Origin of the sequence: Bisbaumannia pacifica, from assembly GCF_007989625.1 — a bacterium.
Classification (GTDB): Bacteria; Pseudomonadota; Gammaproteobacteria; order Pseudomonadales; family Halomonadaceae; genus Bisbaumannia; species Bisbaumannia pacifica.
The window spans coordinates 23135-37209 of sequence record NZ_BJUK01000037.1; the positions used below are offsets into that span (position 1 = coordinate 23135).

Genomic DNA, 14075 nt, shown 5'->3' on the forward strand with positions numbered 1-14075 from the left:
TCAGGCCTCCTGGGCGGCGCGGTTCGATTCGAGGGTACGCACATCGACGAAGTGACCGGCGATGGCGGCGGCGGCGGCCATCGCCGGGCTCACCAGGTGGGTACGCCCGCCGTAGCCCTGGCGACCCTCGAAGTTGCGGTTCGAGGTGGAGGCACAGTGCTCGCCGGCGCCCAGCTTGTCGGCGTTCATGGCCAGGCACATGGAGCAGCCCGGCTCGCGCCATTCGAAGCCCGCCTCGACGAAGATCTTGTCGAGGCCCTCGGCCTCGGCCTGGCGCTTCACCAGGCCGGAGCCCGGCACCACCATGGCCAGTTGGACGGAGTCGGCGACCTTCTTGCCCTTGGCCACCTTGGCCGCCTCGCGCAGGTCCTCGATCCGCGAGTTGGTGCAGGAGCCGATAAACACCTTGTCGAGCTTGATATCGGTGATCTTCTGCTTGGCGGCCAGGCCCATGTACTCCAGGGCGCGCTGGTAGCCGCTCTTCAGGGTGGCGTCCGCCTGGGCCTCGGGGTCGGGCACCTCGCCGGAGATGCCGGTGACCATCTCCGGGCTGGTGCCCCAGGTCACCTGGGGCTCGATGGCGGCGGCATCCAGCTCCACCACCTTGTCGAAGGCCGCATCCTCGTCGGAGACCAGGCCACGCCAGTCGGCCACGGCGGCCTCCCACTGGGCGGCGCTGGGCGCGTAGGGGCGATCCTTGAGGTAGTCGATGGTGGTGTCATCCACCGCGATCAGGCCGACCCGAGCCCCCGCCTCGATGGCCATGTTGCAGACCGTCATGCGGCCTTCCATGGAGAGGCCGCGAATGGCGCTGCCGGCGAACTCGATGGCGTAGCCGGTGCCGCCGGCGGTGCCGATCTCACCGATCACCGCCAGCACGATGTCCTTGGCGGTGACGCCGAGGCCGAGCTCGCCCTCGACCCGCACCAGCATGTTCTTCATCTTCTGGGCCAGCAGGCACTGGGTGGCCAGCACATGCTCCACCTCGGAGGTGCCGATGCCGTGGGCCAGGGCCGCGAAGGCGCCATGGGTGGCGGTATGGGAGTCGCCGCACACCACGGTCATGCCCGGCAGGGTAGCGCCCTGCTCCGGGCCCACCACATGGACGATGCCCTGGCGGGCGTCGTTGATCTTGAACTCCTCGATGCCGAAGGCTTCGCAGTTGTCGTCCAGGGTCTGCACCTGGATCAGCGACACCGGGTCCTGGATGCCGGCATTGCCCCGGGCCCGCTCCACCACGGTGGTGGGGACGTTATGGTCCGGGGTGGCCAGGTTGGCGTCCAGGCGCCAGGGCTTACGGCCCGCCAGGCGCAGGCCCTCGAAGGCCTGGGGCGAGGTCACCTCGTGGAGCAGGTGGCGATCGATATAGATCAGGGCGGTGCCGTCGTCACGTTCCTTTACCAGGTGCTGTGACCACAACTTGTCGTAGAGCGTCTGGCCTGCCATGGGGGTCTCCTCCAGGGGCGGGCTCGTTGCCCGCGCTTCTCTGATGGCTCGAGACTAGGGGGTGGCATCCATAAAATCAATTCATGTTCTTTATCCTTTGGATTCCAACATGGAATACAATGAATTGTTGCACAAGGGGCGCTGGGGAAGGCCAAAGCAAAGCGTCTTTTTTATGGGTGAGGAGCACGGCTCCGAACGGGTAAGCCATGGATGGCTTACCCCGGCCCTGGAAGCGGAGCAGGATAGCGTAGCTTCACAGGAAAAAGTCGAGCGCCCAGGGAAGGGTTCACAGCGTCTTTGCGATGGCCTTACCCAGAGTAGCCCCGCCCCTCAAGAAAGCACTTATCCACGCTCTACACCGTTCGGAGCCTTGCAATGGATACCCAGAGCCTTCAGGCCTTTCTCGCCGTGGCCGACCACGGCTCCTTCTCCCTGGCCGGCGAACACCTGCACCTCACCCAGCCGGCGGTCAGCAAGCGCATCGCCGGCCTCGAGGACCAGGTCGGCGCGCGGCTCTTCGATCGCATCGGCCGGCGAGTCAGCCTCACCGAGGCGGGCCGCCTGCTGCTGCCCCGGGCCCGCCAGATCCTGGTGATGGTGGACGACAGCCGCCGCGCCATCGGCAACCTCAGCGGCGACGTGGGCGGTAGCCTGACCATGGCCACCAGCCACCATATCGGCCTGCACCGCCTGCCGCCGATCCTCAAGGCCTATACCCAGGCCCACCCGGAGGTGCGCCTGGACATGCGCTTCCTCGACTCGGAGCAGGCCTACCAGGACGTGCTCGACGGCGAACTGGAGCTGGCGGTGGTGACCCTGGCGCCCTCCCCCGCCCCCGACCTCACCGTGGTGCCGGTCTGGGTCGACCAGCTGCGCTTCGTCTGCGGCCGCGACCACCCTCTGGCCGGTCGCCAACGCCTGGCGCTATCGGCCCTCTCCACCTTCGATGCGGTGCTGCCGGGGCATCTGACCTTCACCCGGGGTATCGTCGTCGACACCTTCGCCCGGGAGGGGCTCAAGGTGCAGGTGGCACTCTCCACCAACTACCTGGAGACCCTCAAGATGATGGTCGCCATCGGCCTGGGCTGGAGCGTGCTGCCGGAGAGCCTGATCGACGACGAGATCGAGGTGCTGCCCATCGACCACCGGCCCATCCAGCGCCCCCTGGGCTACCTGATGCACAAGAGCCGCACCCTCTCCAATGCCGCCCGCTCCATGCTGACGATGCTGGAGGCGGCGCGCAGCCCCGAGGCCAGGCGCTGGCAATAGGCCGCTAGGATGCTAATCTTTGCGCCGACGCCGGCCTCGCCGCCGGCGGGCCGCCCCGAGCCAGTCGTTGCTTGCCAGGCCAACCACCCCTAACCAAGAGAGCCTCCGTGTCCCAACCGGCTACACCGCCCCCGCTCCACCAGCCCCGCCCCACCCCGCGCCGGGTCGTCGCCGGCCTGCTGTTGCTGCTGGGCCTGATCGCCCAGATCCTTCATTTCACGCCACTGCCCCTGCCGTCCCCCTGGGTCAGTTACCTGTTCTGGGCGGCGACGGCACTGCTGTGGAGAGACATTCCCCGGCGTAACCGCCTTCAGGCTGGCGCCCTGGCCCTGCTCGGGGGCGGTTTGCTGCTGCTCAGCCAGCTCCGCCACGGGGCGGCCATCGACTGGGCCCGCAGCCTGGAGGGCAACGTCTATGTGGTGGCCATGCTGGTGGGGGTGAGTTTTCTGGGCCTGCTCGGCACCCGCCCGCCGGCGGCGCCCCGGCGGCGGGTCACCGGTCGGCGCGGCATCGCCCAGACCTGGCTCAGCGTGCATCTGCTCGGCGCCATCCTCAACCTCTCCACGGTCTTTATGGTCGGGGACCGGCTGCGTGCCCGGGGCGAACTGACCACACCGCAGCTGTTGACCCTCAATCGCGGCCTCTCCAGCGCCGCCCTCTGGTCGCCCTTCTTCGCCTCCATGGGGGTGGCGCTCACCGTGGCGCCGCAGATGAGCTACGGCTGGATCCTCGCCTTCGGCCTGCCCCTGGCGCTCGCCTCGGGCCTCTTCACCTGCCTGGAGCTGGGGCGGCGCTTCGACCTCTCCCAGACCCCGGGCCACGCCCTGACCCCCACCAACCTGCTGATGCCTGGCGCCATGGCGGCCCTGGTGCTGGTCTTCCACTATGGGCTGACGCCGGGACTCTCCATCGTCAGCCTGATCACCTTCCTGCTGCCGGCGGTGGCCCTGGCCAGTAACCTGCCCAGGGGCCCCCGCTGGACGACTCGCCGCGTCCTGGATCATGCCCGCCTGCGGCTGCCGGCGATGCGCGGGGAGATCTCGCTGTTCCTGTGTGCCGGCCTCTTCACCCAGGGACTCTCCGCTTGGGTGAGTGCCGCCAGCGGCGGGGAGTGGGTGCTCTTCGCGCACTTCGGGGCCAAGGAGGCGGCCCTCAGTTACCTGGCGATCATCGCCAGCGCCATCGCCGGGTTGCACCCGATCATCGGGGTCTCGACCCTGGCCTCGCTGATCGACCCGGAGGGCAGCCGCCTGACCCTGCTCGGTTTCGTGGCCCTGGCGGCCTGGGGGGTGGGAACCGCCGTGGGGCCCCTGTCGGGGATCAACCTCTCCCTGCAGGGGCGCTACGGCAGCAGCGGCTACACCATGATGCGCCATAACCTCGGCTATGCGGCGCTGATGTCGCTGCTGGTGGTGGCGGTGATCTTCGCGCTGGACCGGCTGCTCTAGCCGCCCCTGCTACGCTTCCGAGGCACGGGCGAAGTAGCGGTGCCCGCACTGGTGGCAGGCCTCGATACGGGTCACGCCTTCCAGCTCCACGGGGGCGCCGCAGTGCACGCAGGCCATGCGCCCGGGGGCGGCGATCTCGCCCTCGCAGTAGTCGGCCCGGGCCGCCTCCAGGTCGTCGCTGAGCCGCTCACGCTCGATCACCGAACGGTCGGCGATGGAAAAGAGCGCATCGGTGACCTTGCGCGACAGCACCGAGAGGTCGATGCCCAGCCAACTGGCCACGCCTTGCCCCCCCGCCGCCAGGTAGCGGCGCATCTCGCGCAGGTCGCGCTCGACCCAGGCGCGCAGCAGGGAGAGCTCGTCCTTGGTGAACTCCTCGAGCTCCGCCTCGAACTCCACCGCCTCGTCCAGCTCCTGCTGCAGGGCCTCCCAGGAGAGCTCGTCGGCGCCATGCTGCAAGCGCGCCAACATGCGCTCATAGCCTTCCCGCAGCCGATGCTCCCGCTCTTTGTGCTCGCTCATGGTGCGCTCCTTGGTTCCACCGGCCTGGCGCCGGGCCAGGCCCTTACCTGACAGGACCTTACTAAGGTATGCTTGTGCCCCATTCGATGGTGCCAAGCCGCCGTTTCGACAGTTGTAACATAGTCTACCCACGGCGGCGCCCGGATCGCGCCAACGCTTACGCCATCCCCCTCCACAAGGTGACAGACCGAACCGATGGACGCACAGTACAACCCCCATGAGATCGAACGCGATGCCCAGCAGTTCTGGGTGAAGAACGAGTGCTTCAAGGCCGTCGAAGACGCCAATCGCGAGAAGTTCTACTGCTTGTCGATGTTCCCCTACCCCAGCGGCAAGCTACACATGGGTCATGTGCGCAACTACACCATCGGCGACGTGGTCTCCCGCTACCAGCGCATGCAGGGCAAGAACGTGCTGCAGCCCATGGGCTGGGACGCCTTCGGCATGCCGGCGGAAAATGCCGCCATCAAGAACCAGGTACCGCCGGCCAAGTGGACCTACGAGAACATCGACTACATGCGCAACCAGCTCCAGGCCCTGGGCTTCGCCTACGACTGGAGCCGCGAGTTCGCCACCTGCGACAGCGACTATTACCGCTGGGAGCAGTGGTTCTTCACCAAGCTGGTGGAGAAGGGGCTGGTCTACAAGAAGATGTCCACCGTCAACTGGGACCCGGTGGACCAGACCGTGCTGGCCAACGAGCAGGTGATCGAGGGCCGTGGCTGGCGCTCCGGCGCCCTGGTGGAGCGCAAGGAGATCCCGCTGTGGTTCCTCAAGATCACCGACTATGCCGAGGAACTGCTGGCCGATCTCGATAAGGTCGAGTGGCCCGAGCAGGTCAAGACCATGCAGCGCAACTGGATCGGCAAGTCCCGGGGCGTGGAGCTGAGCTTCGACATCAAGGCCGCCGATGGCACCCCCGCCGAGCCGCTATCGGTCTATACCACCCGCCCCGACACCCTGCTGGGGGTCACCTATGTGGCGGTGGCCGCGGGGCACCCCCTGGCCCGTGACGCCGCCGAGGGCAACCCCGAGCTCGCCGCCTTCTGCGAGGAGTGCGCTCGGGGCGGCACCTCCGAGGCGGAGCTGGCCACCAAGGAGAAGAGGGGCATGGCCACCGGCCAGGTGGCGATCCACCCGCTGACCGGCCGCGAGGTGCCCGTCTACGTGGCCAACTTCGTGCTGATGGAGTTCGGCACCGGCGCGGTGATGGCGGTGCCCGGCCATGACCAGCGCGACTGGGAGTTCGCCACCAAGTACGGCCTGCCCATCGAGGCGGTGATCGGCGACGAGAACGGCCAGGCCCCCGACCTCTCCGAAGGCGCCTACGTGGAATACGGCCGCCTGATCCACTCCGGCGAGTTCGACGGCCTCGACTTCGAGGCGGCCTTCGATGCCATCGCCGCCAAGCTCGCCGAGAAGGGCGTCGGCGAGGTCAAGACCAACTTCCGCCTGCGCGACTGGGGCGTGGCCCGCCAGCGCTACTGGGGCGCGCCGATTCCGGTCAAGTACGGCCCCGAGGGCCAGACCGTGCCGCTCTCCGACGACGAGCTGCCGGTGGCCCTGCCCCAGGAAGTCACCGTGGACGCCTCCGGCTCGCCGCTCAAGAAGATGCCGGCATTCTCCGACCTGGGCGATGGCTGGGTGCGCGAGACCGATACCTTCGACACCTTCATGGAGTCCTCCTGGTACTACGCGCGCTTCTGCTGCGCCGACAACCCGGACGCCATGCTCGACGAGCGCGCTAACTACTGGCTGCCGGTGGACCTCTATATCGGCGGCATCGAGCACGCCATCCTGCACCTGCTCTATGCGCGCTTCTTCCACAAGCTGATGCGCGACTTCGGCCTGGTCGACTCCGACGAGCCCTTCCAGCGCCTGCTGACCCAGGGCATGGTGATCGCCGAGACCTTCTACCGGGAAGAAGCCAACGGCGCCAAGACCTGGTTCAACCCCGCCGACGTGGAGGTCAAGCGCGACGACAAGGGCCGCCCGGTGAGCGCGCTGCTGATCGACGACGGCCAGCCGGTGGCGATGGGCGGCATCGAGAAGATGTCCAAGTCGAAGAACAACGGCGTCGACCCCCAGTCGATGATCGAACGCTTCGGCGCCGACACCGTGCGCCTGTTCATGATGTTCGCCGCCCCGCCGGAGCAGTCCCTCGAGTGGTCCGACTCCGGGGTCGAGGGCGCCAACCGCTTCCTCAAGCGCCTGTGGCGCCTGGTCGGCGAGCACCTGGCCGCCGGCGAGCCGGCGCCGCTGGACACCGCCAGCCTCAACGATGCCCAGCGCGACCTGCGCCGCAAGACTCACGAGACCATCAAGAAGGCCAGCGACGACATCGGTCGCCGCACCACCTTCAATACCGCCATCGCCGCGGTGATGGAGCTGGCCAACGCCTTGGGTAAGTTCGACGACACCACGCCCCAGGGCCTGGCCGTGGCCCGGGAAGCGGTGGAGGCCTGCGTGCTGCTGCTGGCCCCCATCACCCCGCACATCGGCCATGCCCTCTGGGCCGAGCTGGGCCACGACGGGCCGGCCATCGACGCCGCCTGGCCGCGCCTCGACGAGTCCGCCCTGGCCCGCGACAGCATCGAACTGGTGGTGCAGGTCAACGGTAAGCTGCGGGCACGCATCGAGGTCGCCCCGGATGCCGACAAGTCGTCGGTGGAGGCCGAGGCCCTGGGCGCCGAGAACGTCCAGCGTCACCTGGAGGGCAAGACGATCCGCAAGGTGATCGTGGTGCCCGGCAAGCTGGTCAATATCGTGGTGGGCTAGGCCCACCCCTGCCATGGGCCAAGGAGAGCCAAGATGCAACGGCGTCACTTTCTACGCCTGACCCTGGCCGGTGTCGCCGGCCTCGGCCTGAGCGGCTGCGGCTTTCGGCTACGCGGCCTGCAAGCCGGCGGCGGCCCCGAGGCCCTGCACCTGGCCGCCGCCAATGACGACCTGGCCCAGGCGGTGCGCGAGCGCCTGGACCAGGCCGGCACCCGCCTGGACGAGTCGGCGGCGCTGCGCCTCAACCTGGGGGCCGAGCACCTGCGCGAGCGCCCCCTGGGCATCGCGGAGAGCGGCAATCGCGAGATCGAGCTGATCCTCGAGGTGCCCTTCTCGGTGCAGCGGGTCGCGGACGGCGCCTACCTGCTTCCCCGGGAGACCCTCGGGGTCCGCCGGCGCCTGCATATCAACGAGGCCAACCTGCTGGCCGCCGACGACCAACGCCGCGAGGCCGAGGCCCAGCTGCGCCGGGAGGCCGCGTCTCGCCTGCTGGAACGCCTGCGCCCCCTGGCCGGGCAGGAATAGGCAGCGCCGCCATGAAGGTCTTTCCCGACAAGCTGCCCGAGGCGCTGAGCCGCTCGCTGCCGCCGGTGGTGATCGTCGCCGGCGAGGAGCCCCTGCTGCATCAGGAGGCCTGCGATGCCGTGCGCGCCGCCGCCCGCGCCCGGGGCGTGGAGGAGCGGGAGGTGCTGCATGTGGAGCAGGGCTTCCAGTGGAGCCAGCTACTGGAGGCCAGCGCCAGCCTGTCGCTGTTCGCCTCCGCCAAGCTGATCGAGCTGCGCCTGGGCGGTGCCAAGCTGGGTCAGGAGGGCGCCAAGGCCCTCAAGGCCTATGCCGAGGGCCTCGAGGGTAGCGACAATATCCTGCTGCTGAGCATGGGCAAGCTCGACTTCCGCGAGCAGAAGAGCGCCTGGTTCAAGGCCCTCGACAAGCTCGGCCTGTTCGTCCCGGTGTGGCCGGTGGATCACCAGCGCCTGGGGTTCTGGCTGCGCGACCGGGCCGCCCGCCATGGCCTGAGCCTGGACATGGAGGCCGCCCGCCTGCTCGGCGAGCGCACCGAGGGCAACCTCTTGGCCGCCGATCAGGAGCTGCAGAAGCTGGCCCTGCTGACGCCCCCCGGGGCGCGCCTCGATGCCGCGGCCATCGCCGGCGGTGTCGAGGAGAGCGCCCGCTACGATATCTTCACCCTGAGCGACGCCTGCCTACGCGGCGAGCGGGAGCGCGCCTCGCGGATCCTCGCCGGGCTGCGCGGCGAGGGGATAGAGGCGACCCTGGTGCTCTGGGTGCTGACCCGGGAGCTGCGCACCCTGCTCTCCCTCTATCAGCACCTCGACCAGGGGCAGAGCTTCGAGCACGCCTGCAAGGCCCAGAAGCCACCGATCTTCGACAAGCGCCGCCCCGCCTATCAGCAGGCCCTGAACCGCCTGCCCACCAAGCGCCTGCACAAGCTGCTGCTGTTCGCCCAGCGCCTCGACCTGGCCATCAAGGGCGCAAGCCCGGTGCCGCTGTGGGACGGCCTCCACGACCTGGCGCTTACCCTGGCCGGGGGCCGCGGCCCGCTGGCCGAGTCCCCCTACGCCTACAAGGTGGGCTGACCCCTCGCCCTGCCCCAGTGCCCTCGGCCAGTCCACCGTGATCGTCCTGCCCCGCCGCCGGGCGGGGATGCCTGGCGAGCAAACAGCGGGTAGACTAGTTGTATAGACATTCGCCTGCGGCGCAAGGACACCGACCCCATGGGTAGCTCCCCCCCGCTCTACCTGCAGATCCAGCAGCATCTGCTGGAGAAGATTCACGCCGGCGACTGGCCGGCCCACCACCAGATTCCTCCGGAGGAGCAGCTGGCCCGAGACTTCGGCGTCAGCCGCATGACCGCCAACAAGGCGATCCGCGACCTGGTACAGAAGGGTTACCTGACCCGCCAGCCGGGGCTCGGCACCTTCGTCACCGATCGCAAGGCGGAGTCGCCGCTGCTCGACGTGCACAATATCGCCGAGGAGGTGCGCGGCCGGGGCCACGCCTACCGCAACGAGGTGCTGACCCGGGAGGCCATCGAAGCGGACGACGAGGTGGCCCTGCGCCTGGGCATGCGCCTGGGCAGCCGGGTCTTCCATACCCTGCTGGTGCACTACGAGGACGAGGTCCCCATCCAGCTGGAGAATCGCTACGTCAATCCGCGCTGGGTGCCCGACTACCTGGCCAGCGACTTCGACCGCCAGACCCCCAACGAGGTGCTGGTGGCGGCCTGCCCGATCACCGATATCGAGCATATCGTCGAGGCGGTGCTGGTGGATGCCCGGACCGCCGACTGGCTGGCCATCGATACCGCCACCCCCTGCCTGAGCATGGTGCGCCGCACCTGGTCCGGCGATCAGCTGATTAGCTATGCGCGACTGATTCACCCCGGCGATCGCTACAAGCTGCGCTCCACGGTCAGCAGCCGCCGCGACTAGGCGGGCGCCGGCAACGAAAACGCCTCCCGGGCCAAACCCGGGAGGCGTTTTTCGTGGCGCGGTCGGCGCGGGGGCTAGACGCCGGCCAGTGCCTGCACCAGGTAGCCGGTGGGGATCGCCAGGGTCAGGCTCAAGGCCACGCGGATAAACCAGATCACCAGCATGCGCCCCACCGAGAGCGGGATGCTGGTGGAGAGAATGCAGGGGATCGAGGCGGAGAAGAACAGCACCGCCGACACCGAGACCACCCCGGCGGCGAAGCGCGCCACGAACTCCGCCTCCGCCATCAGCAGCGCCGGCAGGAACATCTCGGCCAGCCCCGAGGCGGCCGCCTGGGCCAGGGCCGGTGCATCGGCCAGTCCCCAGACCGCCACGAAGGGATAGAAGAGCCAGCCCAGCCAGGCGAACAGCGGGGTGTACTTGGCCACCAACAGGCCGGCCAGGCCCACCGACATGATCGACGGCAGGATGCTGATGGCCATCACCAGCCCCTCCTTGAAGTTGAGCGCCACGCTGCGATGCAGCCCCGGGGCCCGCTCGGCCACCGCCAGGCCGGTCCGCCAGGCGGTGGTCAGGCGCTTGCCGGGCACGGACGTCGGCTCGCCATCACGCTTGTCGTCGCTCATGCCGGCGAGCGGCGGCAGGCGCACGGTGATGGCGGTGACGACGAAGGTGATCAGTAGCGTCAGCCAGAAGTAGAGGTTCCACACCCCCATCAGGTCCAGGGTGCGGGCAACGATGATCATAAAGGTCGCCGAGACGGTGGAGAAGCCGGTGGCAATGATCGCCGCCTCTCGGGCCGAGTACTGCCCCGCCTGATAGACGCGGTTGGTGATCAGCAAGCCGATGGAGTAGCTGCCCACGAAGGAGGCCACCGCATCGATGGCGCTGCGCCCCGGGGTACGCCAGATGGGGCGCATCACCGGCTGCACCAGCACCCCGATCAGCTCCAGCAGCCCATAGCTGATCAGCAACGCCAGGAAGATGGCGCCGATCGGCACGATCAGCCCCACCGGGATCACCAGCTTGTCGAACAAGAAGGGCAGCATGTCTGGCTCGTGGAGGAAGGCCGGGCCCCAGCCGGTCAGCGCCATCAGTGCCGCGGCCACCCCGGCGATCTTCAGCACGGTAAAGATGCGCTCGGTGAGGTTGCGTCGCCAGTAGCCCCTGATCAGCGGGTAGGCGGCCCCGGCGACGATCAGCGCCAGGGCATAGAAGCCGCTGAAGTCTCCCAGCAGGCTCCGCGCCCCGCCGACCATATGGTCGAGCAGGATGGTACTGCGCCCGCCGAGCTCGATGGGCACGAAGAAGATCAGGATACCCAGCAGGCTGGGCACGAAGAGTTTCAGGACGGTGGCGGCGCCGCCGCGTCGCACGGGAGCCGGGGAGGATGCCTTGGGGGAGTCCATAAGATCGCCTCGCTTGTGATTGTTGGCCCGGGGCCCTGGGTAGCGCACCTCGGGCAGAAGGAGTGGGAGCGGCGTCCGTGTCTTGTATATACATTACAATAGACAAACCCTGGGCCGAATGCTTATCAAAATGTCTTAAACTTTGGTCTAAATAGCGACTTGCCTGGCCGAAAGCCACCGGTGGCAATAAACATAAATCATTGATTTTTAATATTTAATTGACAGGATTGACGATCAAAACCTCGCCCGAGCGGCGAGCCGTACCGGGGGTGACTTGACGCCCTTTTCGGGCTAGGCTAATTGTATATACATAACCAGCCCAGTGAGGAGGCAGCCATGCCATCCCAAGCCAGTCGCCGCCTGTGGCGCGATATCACCCTCTTCGATGGCCTGCAGACCCAGCCCTCCCCCATGGGGGTGATCGTGGCCGGCGAGCGCATCGAGCGGGTGGCGCCGATGAGCGAACTCGATGCCGCGACCCTCGCCGGCTGCGAGACGATGGCCAGCGGCGGCGTCATGACCCCCGGCCTGGTGGACTGCCATACCCACCTGGTCTTCGGCGGCTCCCGGGCCGACGAGTTCGAGCAGCGCCTGGAAGGCGTCAGCTACGCGGAGATCGCCCGCCGCGGCGGCGGCATCCTCAGCACCGTCACCGCCACCCGCGAGGCCAGCGAGGAGGCGCTCTTCGCCGCCGCCCGGCCGCGACTCGAGGCACTAATGGCCGAGGGCGCCACCACGGTGGAGATCAAGTCCGGCTATGGCCTGACGGTCGCCGACGAACTGAAGATGCTGCGGGTCGCCCGGCGCCTGGGCGAGGCCCTGCCGGTGCGGGTGGTCACCACCCTGCTCGGCGCCCATGCCCTCCCCCCAGAGTTCCAGGACGACAGCGATGGCTATATTCGCCTGGTCTGCGAAGAGATGATTCCGGCGGCCGCCGCCGAAGGCCTGGCGGATGCGGTGGATGTGTTCTGCGAGAGCATCGCCTTCTCGGTGGCCCAGTGCGAGCGGGTCTTCGCGGCCGCCGAGGCCCACGGCCTGCCCATCAAGGCCCACGCCGAGCAGCTCTCCAACCTGGGGGGCAGCGCCATGGCGGCGCGTCATGGGGCGCTCTCCGCCGACCATATCGAGTACCTGGATGAGGCCGGCGTGGCCGCCCTGAAGCAGGCCGGCAGCGTCGCCGTGCTGCTGCCCGGCGCCTTCCACACCCTGCGCGAGACCAAGCTGCCGCCCATCGAGGCGCTGCGTAACGCCGGCGTGCCCATGGCCGTGGCCACCGACGCCAACCCGGGCAGCTCGCCGATCTTCGATCCGACCCTGATGCTCAACTTCGCCTGCACCCTGTTCCGCCTGACGCCCCAGGAGGCCTTGGCCGGCATGACCGCCCATGGCGCCCGGGCCCTGGGACTCGCCGAACACGGCCTCGGGCGTATCGAGGCCGGCGCCCCGGCCGATCTCTGCCTGTGGCGCGTCGAGACCCCGGCGGCCCTGGCCTATGCGGTGCAACCCGGCCGCCTGCAGCAGCGGGTCGTTAACGGCGCGGTGACCCATGGCTGATCACCACGTCGCGTTGACTGCCCCCGGGGTAGCCCCATTCACCAGGAGCGAGACATGAATTCCAGCTATCTCGATACCATCGATATGTCCCCCTGGGCCGGCCGCGAGGATCCCGAGGCGGATAGCCTGCGCTGGCACCAGGTGATCGAACCGCTCAAGCCTAGCGCCGCCCCGGGCGTGGCCCTGGTGGGCTTCGCCTGTGACGCCGGGGTGGCCCGCAATCGGGGGCGCATCGGCGCCGCCAAGGGCCCCCGGGCCCTGCGCCAGGCGCTGGCGCCGCTGGCCTGGCACCGCCAGGCCCCCGCCCATGATGCCGGCGATATCGCCTGCCATGGCGATGACGACATGGAGGCCGCCCAGGCGCGCCTGGCCGAGCGGGTCGCCGAGCTGATGGGCCAGGGCCACCTGCCCATCGTGCTGGGCGGCGGCCACGAGGTGGCCTTCGGCAGCTGGTCGGGCCTGGCCCGTCACCTGGAAGACGGCGATGGCCCGGTGCCAACGGTCGGCATCATCAACTTCGATGCCCACTTCGACCTGCGCGACCCGGCCCAGGTGCGCTCCTCCGGCACCCCCTTCGCCCAGATCGCCGACGCCTGCGAGGCCCGCGGCTGGCCCTTCCGCTACGCCTGCCTGGGCGTCAGCCGGGCCGCCAACACCCGGGCGCTGTTCAGCCGCGCCGCCGAGCTCGACGTGCTGGTCCGCGAGGACCACGAGATCACCCCGGCCCGCCTGGAAAGGCTCGGCGATGAGCTGGATGCCTTTATCGGCCAATGCGACCTGGTCTACCTGACCCTCGATATCGACGTGTTGCCGGCCTGCGAGGCCCCCGGCGTCAGCGCCCCCGCCGCCCACGGCGTGCCGCTGGCCCTGCTCGAACCGCTGCTCACCCGGGTCCGCGACAGCGGCAAGCTGGCGCTGGTCGACCTGGCCGAGCTCAACCCCGACGTCGATATCGACCAGCGCACCGCCCGGGCGGCGGCGCGGCTGATTCACCATCTGACGCTTAACGGCTAAGCCACATCATCACGACACCCATCACCGAACGACGCAATAACGAGGCGACTCCCATGACCCAACGCGACCCCCGTCACGACCCGTCCCGCCAGATCGGCGCCCCCACCGGTACCGAGCTCAGCTGCAAGAGCTGGCTCACCGAGGCGCCGCTGCGCATGCTGATGAACAACCTCCACCCGGACGTG

At 68.6% G+C, this 14075-nt stretch carries 12 protein-coding genes; 9 read left to right on the plus strand and 3 right to left on the minus strand.

Features of this window, described 5'->3' with window-relative positions; all coding sequences use genetic code 11:
- Window positions 1-1446, minus strand: coding sequence for a 3-isopropylmalate dehydratase large subunit (gene leuC / locus HPA02_RS13920; protein ID WP_146803807.1), 1446 nt, complete (start codon window positions 1444-1446; stop codon window positions 1-3).
- Window positions 1447-1821: 375 nt separating this feature from the next.
- Between leuC and HPA02_RS13925 the strand changes: the two genes are divergently transcribed.
- Together HPA02_RS13925 and HPA02_RS13930 are read left to right on the plus strand one after the other, a co-directional pair.
- Window positions 1822-2715 carry a LysR family transcriptional regulator gene (locus HPA02_RS13925; RefSeq protein WP_146803808.1) on the plus strand — a complete coding sequence of 298 codons (894 nt, stop codon included), beginning with the start codon at window positions 1822-1824 and terminating at the stop codon, window positions 2713-2715.
- 107 nt (window positions 2716-2822) lie between these two features.
- Window positions 2823-4163, plus strand: a complete 1341-nt coding sequence (locus HPA02_RS13930) for a hypothetical protein (protein WP_146803809.1) — start codon at window positions 2823-2825, stop codon at window positions 4161-4163.
- 9 nt (window positions 4164-4172) lie between these two features.
- Here HPA02_RS13930 and HPA02_RS13935 read toward each other — a convergent pair whose 3' ends face one another.
- Window positions 4173-4685, minus strand: a complete 513-nt coding sequence (locus HPA02_RS13935; protein WP_146803810.1) for a zinc ribbon-containing protein — start codon at window positions 4683-4685, stop codon at window positions 4173-4175.
- A gap of 195 nt (window positions 4686-4880) precedes the next feature.
- Here HPA02_RS13935 and leuS point away from each other — a divergent pair, with 195 nt between their 5' ends.
- The 4 genes from leuS (at window position 4881) to hutC (ending at window position 9913) form a co-directional block, all read left to right on the plus strand.
- Window positions 4881-7463 (plus strand): leucine--tRNA ligase, encoded by a 2583-nt coding sequence (leuS, locus tag HPA02_RS13940; protein ID WP_146803811.1) that lies wholly within the window; start codon window positions 4881-4883, stop codon window positions 7461-7463.
- Between the two features lie 33 nt (window positions 7464-7496).
- Window positions 7497-7988: an LPS-assembly lipoprotein LptE gene (locus tag HPA02_RS13945; protein ID WP_146803812.1), complete on the plus strand. Its 492-nt coding sequence runs from the start codon at window positions 7497-7499 to the stop codon at window positions 7986-7988.
- An 11-nt stretch (window positions 7989-7999) separates the two neighbouring features.
- Entirely contained in the window at window positions 8000-9058 is a 1059-nt protein-coding gene (gene holA, locus HPA02_RS13950) for a DNA polymerase III subunit delta (RefSeq protein WP_146803813.1), read from the plus strand.
- A gap of 138 nt (window positions 9059-9196) precedes the next feature.
- The gene (gene hutC, locus HPA02_RS13955) at window positions 9197-9913 is read left to right on the plus strand and encodes a histidine utilization transcriptional repressor HutC (protein WP_146803814.1); all 717 of its coding nucleotides are present in this window, start codon (window positions 9197-9199) and stop codon (window positions 9911-9913) included.
- A 74-nt stretch (window positions 9914-9987) separates the two neighbouring features.
- Here hutC and HPA02_RS13960 read toward each other — a convergent pair whose 3' ends face one another.
- On the minus strand, window positions 9988-11322 hold the full coding sequence (locus HPA02_RS13960) for a YjiH family protein (protein ID WP_146803815.1): 1335 nt from the start codon (window positions 11320-11322) through the stop codon (window positions 9988-9990).
- A gap of 336 nt (window positions 11323-11658) precedes the next feature.
- Here HPA02_RS13960 and hutI point away from each other — a divergent pair, with 336 nt between their 5' ends.
- From hutI to HPA02_RS18255, 3 genes are all read left to right on the plus strand, one after another.
- A complete protein-coding gene (gene hutI / locus HPA02_RS13965; protein WP_146803816.1) occupies window positions 11659-12876 on the plus strand; it encodes an imidazolonepropionase in 1218 nt (405 codons plus the stop codon).
- 54 nt (window positions 12877-12930) lie between these two features.
- The gene (hutG, locus tag HPA02_RS13970) at window positions 12931-13890 is read left to right on the plus strand and encodes a formimidoylglutamase (RefSeq protein ID WP_146803817.1); all 960 of its coding nucleotides are present in this window, start codon (window positions 12931-12933) and stop codon (window positions 13888-13890) included.
- 53 nt (window positions 13891-13943) lie between these two features.
- Window positions 13944-14075 (plus strand): hypothetical protein (locus HPA02_RS18255; protein ID WP_186809994.1); only part of this gene is annotated, 132 nt, incomplete at its 3' end.